Origin of the sequence: Paenilisteria newyorkensis (genome assembly GCF_000766145.1) — a bacterium.
Lineage (GTDB): Bacteria > Bacillota > Bacilli > Lactobacillales > Listeriaceae > Listeria_A > Listeria_A newyorkensis.
This window is the reverse complement of the sequence record NZ_JNFB01000046.1, coordinates 86,253-105,259: the sequence shown is the minus strand read 5'-3', so window position 1 is coordinate 105,259 and position 19,007 is coordinate 86,253. Positions and strand designations below refer to the sequence as shown.

The 19,007-nt window shown below is 44.7% G+C and carries 20 protein-coding genes; 1 reads left to right on the top strand and 19 read right to left on the bottom strand.

Going from position 1 to position 19,007, the window contains the following annotated elements; all coding sequences use genetic code 11:
• Window positions 1–134 precede the first annotated feature (134 nt).
• Entirely contained in the window at window positions 135–1,268 is a 1,134-nt protein-coding gene (locus tag EP58_RS16230; protein ID WP_052171490.1) for an Lmo2079 family surface lipoprotein, read from the bottom strand.
• Between the two features lie 212 nt (window positions 1,269–1,480).
• On the opposite strand from EP58_RS16230, the gene EP58_RS16225 reads away from it, so the two are divergent.
• Window positions 1,481–2,512: a YdcF family protein gene (locus tag EP58_RS16225; RefSeq protein WP_036094928.1), complete on the top strand. Its 1,032-nt coding sequence runs from the start codon at window positions 1,481–1,483 to the stop codon at window positions 2,510–2,512.
• 61 nt (window positions 2,513–2,573) lie between these two features.
• Here EP58_RS16225 and EP58_RS16220 read toward each other — a convergent pair whose 3' ends face one another.
• From EP58_RS16220 to EP58_RS16135, 18 genes are all read right to left on the bottom strand, one after another.
• The gene (locus tag EP58_RS16220) at window positions 2,574–3,251 is read right to left on the bottom strand and encodes a histidine phosphatase family protein (protein ID WP_036094926.1); all 678 of its coding nucleotides are present in this window, start codon (window positions 3,249–3,251) and stop codon (window positions 2,574–2,576) included.
• A gap of 72 nt (window positions 3,252–3,323) precedes the next feature.
• Complete coding sequence (locus tag EP58_RS16215) at window positions 3,324–4,382, bottom strand: Glu/Leu/Phe/Val dehydrogenase dimerization domain-containing protein (protein WP_036094922.1); 1,059 nt, start codon at window positions 4,380–4,382, stop codon at window positions 3,324–3,326.
• Window positions 4,383–4,635: 253 nt separating this feature from the next.
• Window positions 4,636–5,400: a DUF2653 family protein gene (locus EP58_RS16210; RefSeq protein ID WP_036094920.1), complete on the bottom strand. Its 765-nt coding sequence runs from the start codon at window positions 5,398–5,400 to the stop codon at window positions 4,636–4,638.
• Window positions 5,401–5,662: 262 nt separating this feature from the next.
• Complete coding sequence (locus EP58_RS16205) at window positions 5,663–6,712, bottom strand: Gfo/Idh/MocA family protein (protein WP_036094919.1); 1,050 nt, start codon at window positions 6,710–6,712, stop codon at window positions 5,663–5,665.
• Window positions 6,712–7,680: a sugar phosphate isomerase/epimerase family protein gene (locus tag EP58_RS16200; RefSeq protein WP_036094916.1), complete on the bottom strand. Its 969-nt coding sequence runs from the start codon at window positions 7,678–7,680 to the stop codon at window positions 6,712–6,714. Before EP58_RS16200 ends, EP58_RS16205 begins: the two co-directional genes overlap by 1 nt.
• A gap of 1 nt (window position 7,681) precedes the next feature.
• Window positions 7,682–8,404: a ThuA domain-containing protein gene (locus EP58_RS16195; RefSeq protein WP_036094915.1), complete on the bottom strand. Its 723-nt coding sequence runs from the start codon at window positions 8,402–8,404 to the stop codon at window positions 7,682–7,684.
• Window positions 8,404–9,141, bottom strand: coding sequence for a sugar phosphate isomerase/epimerase family protein (locus EP58_RS16190; RefSeq protein ID WP_036094914.1), 738 nt, complete (start codon window positions 9,139–9,141; stop codon window positions 8,404–8,406). The genes EP58_RS16195 and EP58_RS16190 overlap by 1 nt, the downstream gene beginning before the upstream one ends.
• Window positions 9,138–10,214, bottom strand: coding sequence for a Gfo/Idh/MocA family protein (locus EP58_RS16185; protein ID WP_036094912.1), 1,077 nt, complete (start codon window positions 10,212–10,214; stop codon window positions 9,138–9,140). The genes EP58_RS16190 and EP58_RS16185 overlap by 4 nt, the downstream gene beginning before the upstream one ends.
• A 72-nt stretch (window positions 10,215–10,286) precedes the next feature.
• Window positions 10,287–11,153: an AraC family transcriptional regulator gene (locus EP58_RS16180; protein ID WP_036094911.1), complete on the bottom strand. Its 867-nt coding sequence runs from the start codon at window positions 11,151–11,153 to the stop codon at window positions 10,287–10,289.
• A 4-nt stretch (window positions 11,154–11,157) separates the two neighbouring features.
• A complete protein-coding gene (locus tag EP58_RS16175) occupies window positions 11,158–11,556 on the bottom strand; it encodes a VOC family protein (RefSeq protein WP_036094909.1) in 399 nt (132 codons plus the stop codon).
• A 14-nt stretch (window positions 11,557–11,570) separates the two neighbouring features.
• Window positions 11,571–12,197, bottom strand: coding sequence for an MBL fold metallo-hydrolase (locus EP58_RS16170; protein ID WP_036094907.1), 627 nt, complete (start codon window positions 12,195–12,197; stop codon window positions 11,571–11,573).
• Between the two features lie 76 nt (window positions 12,198–12,273).
• Window positions 12,274–13,227 (bottom strand): GDP-mannose 4,6-dehydratase, encoded by a 954-nt coding sequence (locus tag EP58_RS16165; RefSeq protein ID WP_036094905.1) that lies wholly within the window; start codon window positions 13,225–13,227, stop codon window positions 12,274–12,276.
• A 28-nt stretch (window positions 13,228–13,255) separates the two neighbouring features.
• On the bottom strand, window positions 13,256–13,495 hold the full coding sequence (locus EP58_RS16160; RefSeq protein ID WP_036094904.1) for a helix-turn-helix domain-containing protein: 240 nt from the start codon (window positions 13,493–13,495) through the stop codon (window positions 13,256–13,258).
• A gap of 6 nt (window positions 13,496–13,501) precedes the next feature.
• Entirely contained in the window at window positions 13,502–14,707 is a 1,206-nt protein-coding gene (locus EP58_RS16155; RefSeq protein WP_036094987.1) for a glycosyltransferase, read from the bottom strand.
• Between the two features lie 3 nt (window positions 14,708–14,710).
• Window positions 14,711–16,045, bottom strand: coding sequence for a nucleotide sugar dehydrogenase (locus EP58_RS16150; protein ID WP_052171488.1), 1,335 nt, complete (start codon window positions 16,043–16,045; stop codon window positions 14,711–14,713).
• Window positions 16,042–16,869, bottom strand: a complete 828-nt coding sequence (locus EP58_RS16145) for a hypothetical protein (RefSeq protein WP_137657469.1) — start codon at window positions 16,867–16,869, stop codon at window positions 16,042–16,044. The genes EP58_RS16150 and EP58_RS16145 overlap by 4 nt, the downstream gene beginning before the upstream one ends.
• Before the next feature lie 19 nt (window positions 16,870–16,888).
• The gene (locus EP58_RS16140) at window positions 16,889–18,328 is read right to left on the bottom strand and encodes an oligosaccharide flippase family protein (protein WP_036094902.1); all 1,440 of its coding nucleotides are present in this window, start codon (window positions 18,326–18,328) and stop codon (window positions 16,889–16,891) included.
• A gap of 3 nt (window positions 18,329–18,331) precedes the next feature.
• On the bottom strand, window positions 18,332–18,985 hold the full coding sequence (locus EP58_RS16135) for a sugar transferase (RefSeq protein WP_036094901.1): 654 nt from the start codon (window positions 18,983–18,985) through the stop codon (window positions 18,332–18,334).
• Between the last annotated feature and the right edge of the window lie 22 nt (window positions 18,986–19,007).

Sequence of the window (19,007 nt, the reverse complement as noted above, 5' to 3'; positions counted from 1 at the left end):
CGCTAAGTATGTTCTAAACAAAGTCCAAATTTTGGCTATCCCCTGAAAAATATTTGATAACCTGCACTTAACATTATTTTCTTGCATAAAAAACGAGATGCCCAGTTTTTAGGACATCTCGTTTTTTATGCTATTTATTGTACTTCGTCTGTATCCGTACCTGTTAAAGCATCGCCATATAACGACTCATAGTAACTAGATGTTGCTTCCTCAATAATCTTTTGTAATTCCGTTGTAGAAATCACATCAGATGCTGCTGGGAATTTTGGAAGTTTTGCTGAATCTGTTGTTTTCATCGTGATAGTAAAGGCCATTGTTTCAGGTTTGTCCTTGTCTTTGGTATCAGTAAGCTTCACTTTCATCGTCATGTTTTCAATCGAGTCGTCTTTGCCAGGTTTGATTGTCGCGTCAATCGTAATCTTCGCGTTTTTCTCATCTTCTAAATCTTTAATGGCATCTTTGACTGATTTCACAGCTGATTCATATTGCTTATCAAAGTCTTCCTCTGAAACGCCTTGTGATGTCACGATGACTTTCAAATCCGCTTTCACATCTTTGTCATCAGCTAATTTCACTAATTGATTCGCTAATTTCGTAATATCTGTTTTCGTTAATTCCACGGTTAACTCGCCATCATCGCCCTCTTTGAAACGATCCTCTGGTAAGCTATTGAAATAATCCGTGACAGTTTTGGTAACTTTTTTGTTCAAATCTTTCGTTGCTTTCTCGACTTCTTTCGTGTTTGCGGCTTCTTTTTTCGCTTTTTCGTCCGTTAAATCTTTCGCGACTTCTGTCAGCTCCACGTATTTCGTTGCTAAATCTGGATTATCTTCCTTAATTTGTGAGAACATGCCGCTTGTTAATTGGTCAAGTAATGTGGTTAAATTGCCTTTATCGTCGTATAAATCGCTTAATGGGAAATATACTTTTTCGGCTTTCGAGTCTACTAATAAATCAAGTGTCGCATCGATATTGACTAATCCTGCCGTCTTGACTGCAATTGTCGCCGCAGATTTTTGTGCTTTTTGGTCATTGGCAACCGTCATTTTGACAGATAAACCTTCTAACATCGCCGCGCTTTGGTCTGCTTTTAAAGTAGCCGGCAATTCATCAATCTTAAATCCGATTGTGGATGTCGATTGATCCGCAGGTTCCGATGTTTTTTCCACACTTTTCGTGAATTTTTCCTGTGGTGTACTCCCACACGCCACTAGGACTAGTCCCATAACTAAGGTTAAAACTAACAATGTAAGCTTTTTCATTTTCATATAAAAATTCCCTCGCTCTCTTTTATAGTCTAAATCTATCATAAAAAATACAGGAACTCAATCCAATTAGCGATTTGTTCACAAATTCGGCATAAATGGAGCAATTACCCAGTTAATATTGCTAAATTGATCAACTACAAAAAAATGGACTTGCCTTTCTGAAAGCATACCCAGTATACTAGAGTTGGAGATATAGAAAAGAGGTTATAATTATGGTACTAGCTTATATCGCAGGATTTTTTATTCTTTTATTTTTGATTCTATTCATTATTGACAAACGGAGAGTGAGCAACGGGATTTTTCTCACATTCGCGTTATTTTTCACCATCCTTGCTGTGGCCTATGGTTTAATGTCAACGGATAGCAACCTTATCGCGCTTATCGTCATCGGTGTGTTCTTCTTGATTCTGGCCCTTTCGCCTTTTCTCATTATTGGGTTGGGCATTGGATTAGTGTATAATGGGCGGCTCATGGTGAAACGCGAAGGTCGTAAAATACCGAATTTGCTCACGTTATTCGTTGGAATCATGATTCTTGCGCTCATCGTCTTACTCATTTTACAAATCACGATTTTCGACTCGGTTTGGCTAAGTATCTTTTTTACCGCGCTATTCTTGATTTTAGGTTATTTTTCGTTCCTACTCATCAGTTTCCTGCTTTCTTCTTATATTTATCAGTACAATCGTCCGCGCTTAAAGCAGGATTTCATTATTGTACTGGGAAGCGGACTAATCGATGGAACGAGAGTGCCTCCACTGCTTGCTAGCCGGTTAGATCGAGCTATGGTTTTTTATTACAAACAGGCGGCGAAGAAATTTGCACCACAGATTATCGTGTCTGGTGGCCAAGGCCCTAACGAGCTCGTATCTGAAGCTTTCGCGATGAAAAACTACCTTCTTGATAAAGGGATTCCGGAAGAACACGTTTTAATGGAAGATTTGTCTGTCAATACATTGCAAAATATGCGCTTTTCGAAAACGTTGATGGATGACTTAAAACCGAAGCATCGCAGCATCTTTGTTACAAATAATTTCCATCTATTTCGGGCTAGCCTGTATGCACGAAAAGCTGGATTAAAAAGTCAGGGCATTAGCTCCAAAACTGCGCTGTATTATTTGCCAAATGCGCTGATGCGGGAGTTTATTGCGATTATCGTGATGTATAAAGCCTGGCATATTACCGTCACATCGCTAATTTTATTGGGTATGCTCGCGCTTGGTATTATTAATATTAGTTTTGGATAACCGCAAAAAAAGAAAGCTAGCACTTACATTTTCAGCGTAAGTGCTAGCTTTTTGAATTGTATTACGCATTCTCAATAAAATGAGACGTATCGTTCAAACGTTCAATTTTGAATAGGCCATTTTCGTAGGTTAAGACCGTGACACTCGCATTATCTAACACAAAATCGGCTTTCACGCTTGGTTCTAATTCGTGGACAATGTTGCGAATCGTATTGCCGTGCGCCACTATAAGCACATTTCCGCCTGTTTCCCGATGCGCATTAACGACATGCAGGAAGCCTTGCTCGACACGATTCCAAAACGTCATAAAATCCTCTGCATCATGGGTCGGATCCGCGACTTTCGTACCATTCATCGTCTCGCGCACATTTGCCTTGGCGTAAAGTTCCGCTTTCGACGCAAATCCCATCTTTTTAGCAACGAGATCCCACGTCATCGCACTGGCATCGCCTTCAAAAGATCCAAAAAAGGTCTCGCGGAATTCACTGCGTGGCTCTAGCGTCAAACCAAAGCCATGTTTATTTTCTTTTAAAATAAGTTCGGCTGTTGCAATCGTGCGGTGTAAATCACTCGAGTAAGCCGCCACAAACTCCGTGTCCGCAAGGCCTCGACCGCTCGCCTTCACAATTTCTGTTCCCTCGGGAGTTAATGGTGAATCTGCCCAACCTTGCATTTTCTCATATTTATTCAAATACGTTTGACCGTGACGCACAAAATACAGTGATAATGGTTTCTTCATTCCTTTTCCCTCCAAATCGATATGTACTGCCTCTACTATACCATATTTGGAAGGTTCTAAAAAATAATAGACTTAGCTGATTTTGCTCGTTTTGGCTGCTTCCATCCGATTTTCCACCATGCGGTTCGCTGCTTCTGCCGGCGTGACTTGCTCCATTTTCGCGATGTCAAATACTTTTCCAATCTGATCGAAAATTTCACCGATTTTCTTTTGTGCGCGTGCTTCGTTATAAGTGTTCAGTTCGTCGGCGATATTGATGACTCCGCCAGCGTTGACAATGTAATCTGGCGCGTAAAGGATGCCTGCGTTTGCCAGCATGTCACCGTGTTTCGTTGCGTCCAAAAGCTGATTGTTAGCGCTACCACAAACGGCCGCAACTTTTAACTTAGGAATCGTTTCATCGTTCAAAATTCCGCCAAGTGCGCATGGGGCAAAAATATCCGCTTCGACATCATAAATATCTGCAGGCGCCACTGCTTTCGCTCCAAACTGCGTCACAGCACGATTGACAGCCTCGGTATTAATGTCCGTCACGATAAGGTTCGCACCATCTTCATGCAACAACCGGCACAGCGCAAACGCCACATTCCCAACACCTTGCACCGCGATAGTTTTATCGGCTAATGAATCTGTTCCAAAAACTTCTAAGGCTGTGCGTCTCATCGCGCTGTAAACGCCAAATGCCGTCATCGGACTCGGATTTCCAGATGAACCGAAGCGCTCGGAAATTCCCGTCACGTGTTTCGTCTCTTCATGTACTAAATCCATGTCTGCCACTGTGATACCAACGTCTTCTGCAATAATATAGCTTCCGTTTAACCGCTCCACATAGCGTCCCAGCGCGCGGAACATTGCGTCTGATTTATCCTTCTTCGGATCGCCAATAATAACTGTTTTCCCGCCGCCAAGGTGAAGTCCAGCAGCCGCATTTTTATATGTCATGCCACGAGCCAAGCGAAGAACATCCTGAAGCGCCTCTTCCTCTGTTTCATAAGGCCACATCCGGCATCCACCAAGCGCTGGGCCGAGCGTTGTATCGTGAATCGCGATAATCGCTTTTAATCCTGAAGCCTTATCGTGACAAAAAACAACCTGTTCATAATCATACTTTTCCATATCCTCAAACAACATTGCAATCCCTCCTCATATCTTCTCTTTTATTATACGAAATGAGACAATTGAAGGGAAATTTTTAGACTATATATTACATTTTTCATACTTTGTATCCAAACGCACGCGTATAGACCTAGAAAGCGCTTACTTTTAAATTGGCAAAAAGGGCGGAAAAACCTAGGTACAAATCATTGCTTCGCGGTATTTTTGCAATATTCCCGTTAGCATTACTACATAGAAAAGAAGCGCCCACAAAAGACGCTTCCTCGTTTTATTCAGTGACAATAGCAGTAATTCCCTCTGTTTCAGAGAATCGTAATTCTAAGCCACAGTTTGGATCGAAATGGGCTTCTTTCGTTGCCCAGTAACGGATGGCTTGAATCAGTGAAAAATGGTCTAACGCCTGAACGAGTGTGTTGTTTTTCATGACATCTGCGCCGAAACCTTTTTGGTCGTCGTATGTCAAAATAACTTCTACATCTTCTAGTTGCAGGCCTTTTTCGTGTGTGAAGAAGTGGATGACCGCGTTGGAAATGTTACCTTCGTCAAGAACGATGCTGCTATTTCCAGTTTCTTGCGTCGCATTTGTCGTTCCTTGGTGATCGAAAACGTTCGCTTGTGGCTTCGGATTATTGCGGTTGCGCCATTTCTGGAAGAGGTAGATTAATAGGCGGATGATGACAATAATCGCGATAACGTTGATAATCAGGGCTAAAATATCGCCGAATGCACCCATATTGCCGAGCATACTACCGAATAGTAGACCGGCTAAGCCACCGAACATTAGGCCGCTCCAGAAGCCACGATTAGATTTTTTTGCGGCTTGGTTGTTTGTTGCTTTGTTTGTCGTGCTGTTGTTGTTTCGTTTGATTTGGTTGTTATTTGGTCGGTAAGATCGGCTTGGTGAGCGGTAGCCTTTTGCGTGTGCCTCACTTACTTGTTCATATTTTGACGGCATGATTGTGTTGTATGTCACGGTGCCCAGTGGTGAAAAAACGAGCATCATCGACATCACGAAAAAAAGTAATTTCTTCAATGGTTTTCCTCCTGTTTTGACTAGATTGTTCGCATCAACTTGCCTGAGCTACTTCGCCGTTTAAGCGCAAGAAAAAGACCTCACGAATAAACGTAAGGTCTCGCAAACAATCGACAAAAATTGCTAACAATGCCGGGGTTTTATCCCGTACTGACGACATTGCTATACTGCTACTCCCCTTATCGGGCGTACTGATTTTGAATAAGGTAAGTATAGTATATTATGCGGATATTCGCAAGTGATTGAGTCTTTACTTGCTGATTTATTCTTGGAAATCGACGACTTTATTCTGCTCGCCTGCTTCGAAAATGGCTTCGATGAGACGGAGAACGCGGTGGATTTCCTCATTTTTGACGATGGGTTCTGCTTCGCCCTTTAGGACTGCTGCAAAACTATCGTAGAAACCTGGCATGTCTGGCGCTACTTTTTCGATCGCGCTTCTTGTTGTGGATTCTTCGGATGGTGGCGCCATTGTTTTTGTGAGGCCTTGACCTGCTTGGATTGGTTTTGGTTCTACTTTTGCAACGGTGCGGTCTGGGGCTACGATTTCGCCGCTTAAATCCCAGTCTTGGATGACCGCCGTGCCTTCTGTGCCTTTGACGTACCAGCGTGGCAGTTTGACGTAATTGGTTGTGCCGACTTCGATGAGGGCTGTGACGCCGTTTTCGAAGGTGATGAAGCTTGTGAACCCGTCATCGACTTCATCGCCTAGAATGAAGCTCAAGCTCGCTGACACGGTCTTGATTTTGCTGTCGGTCATGAATAGGAGTTGGTCGAGTAAGTGCACGCCCCAATCGAGGACCATGCCGCCGCCTTGTGCTTTGAGGTGTCGCCAATCGCCGGGGATGCCGTTCGCGCCTTGTACGCGGGATTCGACGTGGAATACATTGCCGATTTTGGCTTCTTTTTGAACCATGTCGCGTATGATTAGGAAGTCGGAATCCCAGCGTCTGTTTTGGTGAACCATGAATGTTCGGTTTTCTTTTTTTGCAACGGTAAGGATCGCTTCTAAATCGGCACTCGTTATCGTGACTGGTTTTTCACAGACTACGTGTTTGCCAGCTTCTAGTGCTTTTATTGCCAAATCCTTATGGCTGTCGTTTGGTGTCGCGATAAGGACGGCGTCTACTTTTTCATCGGCAAGTACGGCTTCAAAACTCGGATACGTTTCGAGGCCTTTTTCCGTGGCTGCTTGGATGCGATCGGGTGCAATATCGTAGACACCGGTGACCGTGATTCCGCTTGCTGCGCCAACGAGTTCGACATGATACGTTCCCATACCGCCAAAACCTATGATAACTAAATTTTTCATTATGCCCACCACATATCTAGCGGTTCATCGTTAATTAAAATCGTTTGCAAATTGGTCACGGCGCGCTGGAAGCCTTCGTCAATCGACATCAGTGGATCTTCGTGCTCGATGCTGACAACGTAGTCATAGCCGTACGTGCGCAGGGCACTCATCATGTCGGACCATTCTTTCACGCTGTGCCCGCAACCGACTGAGCGGAACGTCCATGCGCGTGTTTGGACATCGCCGTACGGTTGCATATCGAGCAGGCCGTAGCGGTTGATGTTGTCTTGGTCGAGGTACGTGTCTTTCGCGTGGAAATGGTGAATCGCGCCTTCTTTGCCGAGAATCTTGATGGCGCCGACGGGATCGATGCCTTGCCACCAGAGATGGCTTGGATCAAGGTTCGCGCCGATTGCTGGACTCGTTGCTGTGCGTAATTCTAAGAGCGTGTGTGGCGTGTGAACGAGGAATCCGCCGTGCAGTTCGATGCCAATTTTGACGTCGTATTCTTCTGCTAAGCGCCCAATTTCTTTCCAATACGGGATTAGTTTTTCTTCCCATTGCCATTTTTTGATATCGCTGTAAACCGTTGGCCAAGGCGCTACTGGCCAGTTCGGAGCTTTCGCTTCGTCACTGTCACCCGCTGTCCCTGAGAACGTGTTCACGACTGGTACGCCCATCATCGACGCCAAACGAATCGTTTTTCGCAAAATTTCATCGGCGGCGCGCGCTTCTTCTGGATCTGGTGAAATCGGATTATCATGGCAACTAAACGCACTGATCATCAAACCGCGATCGTCAAATTTCTTCAAGTATGCCAAACGTGCTTCTTCGCTTGCGAGTAATTCATCGGTTGGGCAATGATGGTTTCCAGGATTCCCGCCTGAGCCAATCTCAACTGCGCCAAGCCCCGCCGCTGCTACTTTATCAAGCATTTCGTCCAAACTTAAATTTGCAAATAGTGGTGTAAATACGCCTAATTTCATGTTATTTTCCTCCGATCTTTTCTAATGGTTCTGCGTTACCGTATTTCGGGTACACCCAAGAAGTCGGGGCACACCAGTTCACGCCGTTTGTGATCACTTTTTGAATGGCTTCGTTATGGTAGGTTGGATACGTTTCGTGGCCCGGCTGGAAGTAGAAAATCTTGCCGTTGCCGCGCTTATACGTGGCGCCACTGCGGAATACGTGCCCGCCTTCGAACCAACTAATGAAAATCAATTCCTCGGGAGCTGGTACATCGAAATGCTCGCCGTACATCTCCTCTTTTTCCAGGTCAATATATTCCGGAACGCCGTCTGTGATTGGGTGATTCGGCGCCACGACCCAAAGCCGCTCTTTCTCGTCCGCCTCACGCCATTTTAAATCGCAGCTCGTCCCCATCAACTTCATGAAAATTTTTGACATGTGTCCTGAGTGCAATACAACCAAGCCCATGCCTTCCAAAATTCGCTTATGAACGCGATTCACGATTTCCTCGTCGACCTGGTCATGCGCAATGTGTCCCCACCAAACAAGGACATCTGTATCCGCCAAAACTGCCTCCGTCAAGCCGTGTTCTGGCTCGTCTAGCGTCGCCGTTTTAACATCGAGTCCTGCTGTTTTTAAAAAGCTCGCAATTTGACCGTGAATGCCATCTGGATAAATCGCGGCAACTTCTTCGCTCTCTTTTTCGTGGCGAAATTCATTCCAAACCGTTACCTTCGTCATTATTTGCCCACCATCTTTCTTAAATTCTTCAATCCAATTTCTACACTCACAAGCGGCGCCTTTTCAAATGCTTCTTGCTCAATCACGAACCATTTTACGCCGTTTTGTTCTGCGAGTTCTGCGAAACGTCTCACAGCCAATACACCGTTGCCGATTTCCGTGCTTTCGATTGGCGCGCGTTTCATATCTTTTAAATGAATCAACGGCATCCGGTCCGCCCAACGCTCCATATATGGCACAACGTCAACGCCCGCATGATGCACCCAATACGTATCCAGCTCGACTTCCAAGCCATGCACCCCCGCTAATAACACGTCTAAAATGTAATCGTTGCCCAGCTTTTCAAATTCATGCGCATGGTTATGATACACAAAATGCAGGCCAGCCGCGCGAATTTTGTCGGAAATCACACGTAGCGACTTCGCGAATTCAATCCATTCCGCCTCCGTCTCGAACTGCGCATAAGGACAAACGAGGTAGTCATTTCCAAGCTCTTTTTCAAAAGCAATCACAGTGTCCAGCTCATCGCGCAACCGTTCATACGGAATATGCGAGCCCGCAATCCCAAGCCCGAGTTCCGCCAATTTCGCCTTCAAATCTGCCGCCGACTTATCATAATAACCCGCGAATTCCACGCCATCATAGCCCATCTCAGCAAGGTGCCTAAGCGTCCCGAAAAAATCCTCCTGACACGCGTCCTGCACACTCCACAACTGAATCGCGATTGGCGTCGTCATTGGAAAAATACCGGTTGTCCCGTTTGCGACGACTCATAAATCGCCTCTAAAATTTGCGTCACCACAAGCGCCTGCTCCGGTTTCACAACAGGATCCGTCCCATTCAGAATACTATCAATCCATTGCTGCGCCTCAAGTTCCGCCGGATCATCACCTGCGCCATCATAAAAGTCAACGCCGCCCGCTTCCAACTGAATTTCCGTCTCGTACATTTGGCTATGCGACTCACCATTAATCCGCAAACCGTTCTCCATATCCGCGCCGCCTTCCGTCCCGCAAAGCGATGTCTTCGCCTCACCAACATCCAGCGTATTCAGCGCCCAGCTCGACTCAAGCACAATCGTCGCCCCATTTTCCATCGTGATGAAGCCAAACGCCGAGTCCTCCACGGTAAACTTCGATGGATCCCAAGGTCCCCACGCGTTCGCCGCATTCGCACGTTGCGATAACTTATGATACGCGTTTCCAACCACATATTTCGGCTTATAATTGTCCATCATCCAAAGCGTCAAATCAAGCGCATGCGTCCCAATATCGATCAACGGGCCACCACCTTGCGCCTCCTCATCCAAGAACACACCCCAAGTAGGAACCGCGCGACGACGAATCGCTTTTGCCTTCGCATAATAAATCTCGCCCAATTCGTTATTCTCACAAACCTCATGCAAAAATTGCGAATCTTTCCGGAACCGGTTTTGATACCCAATCGTCAATTTCTTCCCAGTTTTCACGCTGGCATCAATCATCGCTTGCGCCTCCGCCGTTGTTTTCGCCATTGGTTTCTCGCACATCACGTGTTTCCCAGCTTCCATCGCCGCAATCGAAATCTCCGCGTGTGAAATATTCGGTGTACAAACGTGAATCACATCAATCGTTTTATCTGTCAGTAACTCCTTATAATCTGTGTATACGCTTGCATTCGGTGTCCCGAAATCCACTTTCGCTTTCTCTGCACGTTCCACTACGATATCACAAAACGCGACCATTTCTGCTTCTGCTACACTCGCCAAACTCGGCATATGTTTCCCATTTGCAATACCGCCACAACCTATAATTCCAATTTTTAAAGTCATCAAAAAACCTCCATTTGTTTTATTATCTCCATGATACAAAACAAACCGAGGTTTTTCTTCCTACTTTATTGCTTACTTATTCCCGAATATTGTCCTCCTATATTTGAGCGGCGACACACCCATCGCACGCTTAAAGGCATGATGAAACGTCTTCACACTACTAAACCCTGCCAGCTCAGCCACTTCTGTCACCGGCGTCTCCTCGTTTAGCAAAATCCACTTCGCCTTACTGAGTCGGTAATCGTTTACAAACGTCATAAATGTAATCCCCATATTGCGCTTGAAAAGCTTCGTGAAATAATACGAACTAAACCCGACATGATCCGCGACCTGCTGCAACGTAATCGTCTCCTGATAATGCTCCTCGACGTACGCAAAAATCTGCTGCAATTTTTCAAGCGTTTCCTGTGATTTACTCGTCGCGTCCTCCGCAGAATCACGCACAAGCCTTGGCACATCCCGCTCCAAAACCGCCAGCATCTCGTACAATTTCGCCTTCACAACATAGCGATAACCCGCCTTGCGCTGCGAACTCTCCCGATGAATCACCTGCAAAAGTCCCGCAACCTGCTGCGCCACATCCGGGTCCCAATCCGCACTCGACGGCGATACATGCAAAAACAAATCGCGCAACCGCTTGCCCTCGTCCTCCGTCAACGAAAATTCCTGGAAAACATTCAAGTCAAACTGCAGCACAATCCGCTCACTGTTCGGCGATGCCAAAAAATAATGCACATCGCCGCCATTAATCACATAAATCTCGCCTTCTGCCATCTGAATCGGCACATCATTCACGCCAAGGTTCAACCGCCCCTCAATCACGTAAATCAGCTCAATCTCCTTGTGCCAGTGAGGATACACAATCACGCCACCCTCATTCGTAAAACTCCGCATCGGAAAATCCTTATCTAGCGCTGGAAACTCCAAATACAGTCCCATGACGCTACGCCGCCTCGTTCATCTGCATGATCTGAATCAAATTCCCACACGTATCATCGAAAACTGCAAGCGTCACCTGTCCGTGCGATACCGGATCCTTCGTAAACACAACACCAAGCGCCCGCAACCGCTCATGTTCCTCATAGACATCATCCACCGCAAACGACGTAAACGGAATTCCCTGCGAATAAAGCGACGTCTTAAAAGGCCCCACCGCAGGGTTCTCATCTGGCTCTAAAACCAACTCCACACCATCTGGCTCCTCTTTTGAGACCACCGTAATCCAGCGAAACTTCTCGGTTATTGGCACATCCTCTTTTTTAACAAATCCTAGAATTTCCGTGTAAAATCGTAACGCCTTGTCCTGATCATCTACAAAAACACTCGCTAAATTAATTCTCATTTTACCCGTCCCCTTCACGTTAAATATGGATTTGTCGCTTTTTCATGGCCAATCGTCGTTTCGTCCCCATGTCCCGCATAAACACGCGTCTCCTCTGGCAATACCAACAACTGGCTCGTAATGCTTTCAATCAGCGTATCAAAATCGCCCGTATACAAGTCCGAACGCCCGATACTTCCTTTAAATAACGCGTCCCCAACGACCACAAAATCATCGAAAATGAAGCTCACACTGCCAATCGAATGCCCCGGCGTAGGCACGACACGGAAATTAAATCCTTCTATAGAATATTCCCCCATCTGAAACTCGTTCTCCGCAGGCACACAAATAATTTCCTTGTTGCTATACTGCGACATCCCAACCGAGCCATTCAACTCCGGATTCCCAAGCCATTCCTGCTCCAGCGGACTCACATAAACGGGCACCCCATAATGCCCCCGAATCTCCTCAAGCGCCCCGATATGATCGTAATGACAATGCGTCAACAAAATCGCGACCGGCTTCGTCCCTGTTTCCTCCACTTTTGCAATGATATTTTCCGCGTCACTTCCCGGATCAACAATCAAACAATGCTTCTCATCCGAAATCACATAACAATTCTCCTGCAATAAACCCGTCGCTAAACCACTAATTTCTACCATACTATGCGCCACCTTTTTCTTCTCATTTCTTAAAGTATATCGCAAACGAAATGATTAACCAAGGCAGAACTCTATCTTAATTCATCCACGCCATATATTTTTCTAAACCTTGAATGATCGAAAACTTTGGTCGATAACCGAGTTTTGTTATTTTTTCAATGGAAGCGTACGAATATTTAATATCCCCTGCGCGCGCTTCCCGATAAGCTACCGGAATGACCATATCTAGCAACGTTTCATACGCAGCGATGATGTCACGAAGCGAATGTTTTTCACCAGAACCGATGTTAAATGCGTTTGCCTGGCTTTCCGCTTTTGTGCTCAGTAAAATCAAGCCCTGCACGATATCTTCGACGAACACGAAATCACGCACTTGTTCTCCATCGCCAAATACTTGAAATAATCCCGTTTTCCCTTGTTTCACTTGCTGCGCTACTTCCGTTAAAATCGATAACACACCAGAGTACGGCGACGCGGGGTTCTGACGCGGTCCATATACATTGAAAAAGCGCGCAACTGCAACATTTAAACCGTATAAATGCCCGTAAGATGTCACGTATTTTTCAGATGCATATTTATCGATACCGTAAGGCGTAATTGGATCAATAACAGAATTTTCCGTTTTTGGCAACGTTGGTTCTGCACCATAAACCGCGGCTGATGAGGCAAAAATAAATTTACGAACCGTTTTTTCTTGGGCCCTGGCTGCTTCTAACAAATAAATCGTGGCACCCATATTCACTTGGTGCGTCGCGAGTGGCTGTTGAACAGATTCTGCAACACTCGCAACCGCGGCCAAATGATAAATATAGTCAAACGAAAACGAGCGAAATAAGTGCGCGATATCGGCCTCATGATGCACATTTCCTTGGATAAACTGCACGTTGCTCTGATTTGGTATATTCTCGAGACATCCAGTACTTAAGTTATCAAAAACTACGATAGTACTCGTTTCCTTTTTGGCCAATGTTTCTACTAAGTGGCTCCCGATAAATCCTGCGCCACCTGTTACTAAAATGGTGTTCCTCACTAGTTTGACCTCCTCGTTCCAATGGGGATTAGTTAAAATCATACGGACGATATTTTTGGCGTAATTGGTTTTGTGCATGGGCCCGTGCCAAAATTTCTTCTTTAAAAAATAGCACAGCACCATCTTTTTTTACTTTTGTAATTTTATCCCGATGAATAAGCGAATAAAAATTTTGTTTGGAGATGCGCAAAATGGCAAGTGCCTCCGTCGTCGAAAGAAAATAATGATCTAATAGCTGACGTTGCTCTTGTTTGTTGAGTTTTCCCATCACTCCTCACGCTCCATCCTGAAATAAGACATGATTTAAACGGTGTATATCAAATTCTGCTATTACTTTTTGTCGTGCGTTTGTTACAATCTCGGCTTTTTGAGCTTCTGTTAAGTGGAGATAATCGATAATGGCTTGGCTCAGGGCTTTCGCATCTCTTTCAGGCACTAGAAAACCTGTTTCACCGTGTATCACGAGCTCTGGGATACCGCTATGAATCGTTGAAATCACGGGTTTTCCTTGCGCCATCGCCTCCATCAGAGAAACCGGAATCCCTTCCATATCCCCATCTTGCGCGACAACACTCGGTAAAATGAAAATATCGCTCGCGTTAAATTGTTCTTTCACCTGCGCTTGATTTAAAAAGCCGTGGAATTGGACCTGATTTTGGAGCCCAAGTTGCTTCACCATCTCCTCTAAGGCAACGCGATCTTCTCCATCACCAACGATATGCAATACGGTATCTATTCCCTGACTTTGTAAAAATTGAACGGCATGAATCGCATCAGGAATACCTTTTTTCTCTGTCAAACGTGCCACGAGCAGTAGCTGCAATGTCGGTTGTGTTGCTTTCAGTGTTTGCATCTGGAATGTTTGTGTATCAATGCCCATGTGATGGACGTGCACTTTCTCTTTTTCTGCGCCTAGATGAATTAATCGTTGTGCCCAGAAATCGCTAATTGGTAAAAGAACGGTATCGGAGCTAAATAGAAATTGATAAAACGCAGCTCCTTTTAGCTTGATTGTCCGCGTCACATCGTATCCGTGGAAAAACGTCAGCAATCTTCCTGATAATACGCCTTGATCTTGTAAAATGCTGGCGACTAAACCGACGTTCCCATAATGCGCAATAACGAGATCAAACGCTTGTTTCGGTACTTTTTGCGCGACTAAAACGGGTTGTAGCGACTTCGTAACCCTGCCATATTTCTTCGTGTTTAACAGGCGCGCCGTCCGAATTGGATGTTGGATACCGCAAGCGATTCCTTGCCATACGCGCTTTCCTTTTTGATCAGGCAAATCGACATACACAACTTTATCTAGTAACCCGTACGCCGTCACATCCGCGTGCATCTGCGTCGTATTGCCTTTTTTCAGCGCCAAAATCGTGATATCGTGGCCTAAATCGATAGCTCCTGTCATTTGGTTTAAAATAAATGTTTCGGAGAGTGTCGGAAACTCTGTCACAAAAAACAGGACTTTTTTATGCATCAATTATTTCACTCCTTTCGCCGTGACTTGTTTCATCTGCACCTTGCCATACGCCCATTTCTTCTCTTGGAACGTGTCTTTTAAGGCGTTTTTCGTATCTAAAATAAGCGAACTTTCTGTACCGATTTGTTCGAGATCGAATACTTTATGCGGTGTGACAATCACCACTAAATCATAGCAAGAGAACGCTTGATAGTTGAGTGGAATACTGTGTTGCGTATTTCCATCGGCATCTCGGAACGTTGGCGCTTCTGGATCACAAAACGAAACGTCCGCCCCTCGTGCGCAAAGTTGTTCATAAATATGCAGTCCCGGCGATTCGCGTAAATCGTTGCTATTTTCCTTGTACGCCATACCAACGAGCAGGATTTTCGAGCCGTTAATCGATTTTTGATGCAGATTCAGTGCTTCTGCGGCATGATCCACCATTTTCTCTGGCATTAAATGATTCGTTTCGTGCGCCAATTCGATGAAACGACTATAAAAGTTTTTCGATTTTGCTTTCCAAGACAAGTACATCGGATCAAGTGGTATACAGTGTCCGCCAATGCCCGGACCTGGCGTGAACTTCATAAAGCCGAACGGTTTACTGCTCGCCGCCTCAATCGTTTCCCAAATATCAATCTCCATTTTTTCAGCTAAAAGCGCCATTTCGTTAATAAAAGCAATGTTGATGCTACGGAACGTGTTTTCGAGGAGCTTACTCATTTCAGCCACCTCTGCCGAATTAACAGGGACAATCGTATCAATCACCTGACCGTATAAAATTTCGCCGAGTTCTTTGGACATCGGATCGACGCCACCGACTACTTTTGGTGTGTTCAACGTGTGGTACTTCTTATTTCCGGGATCCACGCGTTCTGGTGAATAGCATGCAAAGAAGTCTTGTCCAAGCGTATAGCCTTTTTCAAGCATTGGGGCACAGATGAGTTCGCGTGTTGTGCCGGGATAGGTCGTGCTTTCGAGCGAAACAAAGACTTCTTCTTTCGCATACGTGACGATATCTTGCATCGCGGATTTAATAAAGCTCATATCTGGCTCCATCGCTTCGGTCAGTGGTGTTGGGACGCAAATGATAATCGCATCTGCTTCGTGTAAAATTTCTGGGCTCGCTGATAATTCAAACGCATTCGTATCTAAGCATGTTTGAAGCGTTTGATTCGAAATATCGGCAATATCCGATACGCCGGCTACCAGTGACTGCACTTTTTTTGCACTCGTATCGTAGCCAATCGTTTGGAATCCTTTTTGGACAAACGCAACAGCGAGCGGTAAGCCCACATATCCAAGTCCTATCACAGCAATCTTCGCTTCTTTATTTAAAAATTTCGTTTTCATATTTGGTTTAATTCCTTTCTATTTTGGGGTTCTTCCAATTGTTCGATCAGGCGATTTGTCACACGCATTTGGCCAGCTTGGTTCGCATGGTAAACGGAATCATATACTTCTGATGCCTCCAAACGAAACAACTCTGGTGATATCGTTTCGCCAAAATAGGCGTACATTTTTTCAAGATAGGCAGTATTCACTTCTCTCGCGTAAAAAACTGGCGGCAATAGTGTCACACGAATATTATTCGCTTGGCACCGCGTCATGAATGCAGCAATTTCCTTCATCGTGTCTGTCTCTTGAAACGTTTCTGGGAACGGTATTGCTTTTAACGTGGCGGGGTCTCGTAGTTGTGTATCCAAGCCAAGGTAACAGCCCGTCTCTGTCAGTGTCGCTACTTTACGTCTGGCCAGCTTTTCCGGTGTTGCCGAGGATCTAGCATGTTTGAGCGAAATTAGCAGTAGCTTCCCTTTTCGGCGATACTTCCTGCAATTTTTCCAGTACTCACGGTGAACAAACGTATCAATCCCAAAGCCGAACACGTAATACATCGGATTCGTGTACTGATTAAATTCCAAGGGCAAAAGCACGTGATCGCCTGGTTTTAAGTGGGGTTCTACATGATCAAGCAAGTACCGAAAACCTAGCCCAACATTAACGCCCGCATTAAACGTCGGTTTCCCGAGCCTTCGCTGTATTTCATCGGTATTAAAGCCATACAGTACGCTACTACCGCCCAACAAGACGATTTTTTCTTCATTACAAGAAGCTAACATCGCTGTTTTTTTAGCAAGTAGGTCTTCCATATTTCGTATACTATCAAAGTTAAACAAACGTCCATCACCTTTCTTCTTATTTTTTACGCGTTATTTTTGCTTGTAGGATTTGTCCAGCTTTCAAAAGAAGTGGATCGCGGAATAGAAGTAATATGCCAAAATACACAATCCCACCGATAAACACCTGTGCAGCGATTATAAAAATCGCGTGTATTTCTGTTAAAACGTACGTGACGCCAATTTCAAACACAAAAGCGATCAAACTCGCTGCTACATAAGGAAATAGTTGTTGTATCATTTTTTTGATGGAGAAATAGTGTCTCGCAAAGTAAGCTTGTAGCACGCAGGTCATCATCGTGAAAATAAGATAGGAAACCGCTGTGCCGTAGCTTCCCCATAGTCGAATGAAGATGATATTCGTGCCGAAACTCACGACCGCAGCAATTAGAACACTGAAGGCGTAACTTTTATTCCTGCCTGTCGTCACTAAAATTTGTAAGCCGAAAATACCAGCTAAACCGGAGAAAAATAAACTTGGGGCTAGAATTTGTAAATTAAGGGTTGAGGGTTGAAACGCGCTGCCTAAAAATAACGGGATAAACAACGGCGCAATAGCGATTAAACCGGTCACGAGCGGTAACGTGCTGAGCGCGACATAGCGAAACGAAAAATACATGGAACGTTCGAAGTCTTCTTTTTTCGCGCCATTGTATTGTTTGACCATTCGCGGACTCATGACGGTGGATAAAGCGGTGACAAACACGACAAACAGCGTCATCAATTTGAACGCTTGGTTATAAAAACCGACATCCATCGCCGAGGTGCTATTTCCTAGGATAACTTTATTGACAGCGAGTGGAATGAGCGTAATGATTGGCACGATAGCAACCGTCATAACAGGAACCACATGCTTTTTCACCTTCTCCCATTGCACTTCAAACCCTCTCAACTTTCTTAACAGAGGCAGCCACGTCACAAGTTGTCCTAAAAAAAGCGTCGCTGCATTAATCCAAACGTATATCGCTAAATCATCTGGTCCTTTCACGAAACAAAAGATACCAATCATCGAACCGAGGCGTACCACCATATTCCGAATCATGATGTTTTTTATATTTTCTTGCCCCGTGTAGAACCACGTAATATCAAAAATATACGAAAGAATGGTCAAAATATTGATCAAAAACAGCAGCTGATATTGCTTGGTATAGTATGTGAAAATAAGATAGGCGATGAGGACAATAGCGGAAAAGAAGCTTTGTACCACATACAGACTATAAAATTCGACTTTCAAATCTTGTTTGCGCTTCACACTCGCAATCACTTTTCGACCGTAATCTCCCATACCAAGCGCGGCAAAAGCTGTGAAAATTTGTACAACGGAACTCACATACGCCTCCACACCAACGTTTTCCGGCATTAAAACACGAATAACGTATGGCATGGTGAAAATCGGTGTAATAATAATGAGCAGTTGATACAGTAAAACAAAAATATAGTTCGTTGTGACTTTTTTCATCGATTAAACCGCATCCTTACCCGTTAACACCTGTTTCACGGTCATACCGATGATTTGGATGTCTAATTTCAAGCTAAATTTCCGTACATAATAACTGTCATAGGCCATTTTCTGACCATGATTCATATTGCTTCGTCCGTTCACTTGCGCCCATCCTGTCACGCCCGGTTTCACGAGCAATCTCGTTTGTTGCGTTCTTGAGTACAGATTCGTGATTGCTGGTATTTCTGGACGTGGCCCGACTAGACTCATATCGCCGCGTAATACATTGAAAAGTTGCGGTATTTCATCTAAACTGAATTTGCGAACGAAAGCACCGATGGGAGAAATTTCAGGATCATTTCCTGATACGGATTTAAAAACAAAATCGTCCGGCACACCATTTTCCCAATCGTATACATGTTTTCTAGCACCGCCCGGCTGATTACTCTTTCGCATCGAACGGAATTTAAAGATTTGGAACGGTTCATTTTTCAGACCTGTTCTCGTTTGGACAAAAATCACTTTTTCTTTCGGTGAATCTAGCTTAATCATGAGCGCTACGATGAGAAATATGGGACTTAACAAAATAATCCCGATGAGTGCTAATATAAAATCAATCATTCTTTTGACTCTTCTGTATTCATGACTGACAACTAATGTTGCTTTTTGCTCCATAATGGCTAATACCTCCTTGTTT

Coding starts and splice junctions, on each gene's coding strand:
- EP58_RS16225 (WP_036094928.1), top strand. CDS start 1,481: ATGGTACTAGCTTATATCGCAGGATTTTTTATTCTTTTATTTTTGATT.
- EP58_RS16160 (WP_036094904.1), bottom strand. CDS start 13,495: ATGGGAAAACTCAACAAACAAGAGCAACGTCAGCTATTAGATCATTAT.
- EP58_RS16170 (WP_036094907.1), bottom strand. CDS start 12,197: ATGGTAGAAATTAGTGGTTTAGCGACGGGTTTATTGCAGGAGAATTGT.
- EP58_RS16180 (WP_036094911.1), bottom strand. CDS start 11,153: ATGGGACTGTATTTGGAGTTTCCAGCGCTAGATAAGGATTTTCCGATG.
- EP58_RS16200 (WP_036094916.1), bottom strand. CDS start 7,680: ATGAAATTAGGCGTATTTACACCACTATTTGCAAATTTAAGTTTGGAC.
- EP58_RS16215 (WP_036094922.1), bottom strand. CDS start 4,382: ATGTTGTTTGAGGATATGGAAAAGTATGATTATGAACAGGTTGTTTTT.
- EP58_RS16150 (WP_052171488.1), bottom strand. CDS start 16,045: ATGAAAACGAAATTTTTAAATAAAGAAGCGAAGATTGCTGTGATAGGA.
- EP58_RS16205 (WP_036094919.1), bottom strand. CDS start 6,712: ATGAAAAATTTAGTTATCATAGGTTTTGGCGGTATGGGAACGTATCAT.
- EP58_RS16220 (WP_036094926.1), bottom strand. CDS start 3,251: ATGAAGAAACCATTATCACTGTATTTTGTGCGTCACGGTCAAACGTAT.
- EP58_RS16140 (WP_036094902.1), bottom strand. CDS start 18,328: ATGAAAAAAGTCACAACGAACTATATTTTTGTTTTACTGTATCAACTG.
- EP58_RS16195 (WP_036094915.1), bottom strand. CDS start 8,404: ATGACGAAGGTAACGGTTTGGAATGAATTTCGCCACGAAAAAGAGAGC.
- EP58_RS16175 (WP_036094909.1), bottom strand. CDS start 11,556: ATGAGAATTAATTTAGCGAGTGTTTTTGTAGATGATCAGGACAAGGCG.
- EP58_RS16230 (WP_052171490.1), bottom strand. CDS start 1,268: ATGAAAATGAAAAAGCTTACATTGTTAGTTTTAACCTTAGTTATGGGA.
- EP58_RS16135 (WP_036094901.1), bottom strand. CDS start 18,985: ATGGAGCAAAAAGCAACATTAGTTGTCAGTCATGAATACAGAAGAGTC.
- EP58_RS16155 (WP_036094987.1), bottom strand. CDS start 14,707: ATGCATAAAAAAGTCCTGTTTTTTGTGACAGAGTTTCCGACACTCTCC.
- EP58_RS16190 (WP_036094914.1), bottom strand. CDS start 9,141: ATGACGACGCCAATCGCGATTCAGTTGTGGAGTGTGCAGGACGCGTGT.
- EP58_RS16185 (WP_036094912.1), bottom strand. CDS start 10,214: ATGACTTTAAAAATTGGAATTATAGGTTGTGGCGGTATTGCAAATGGG.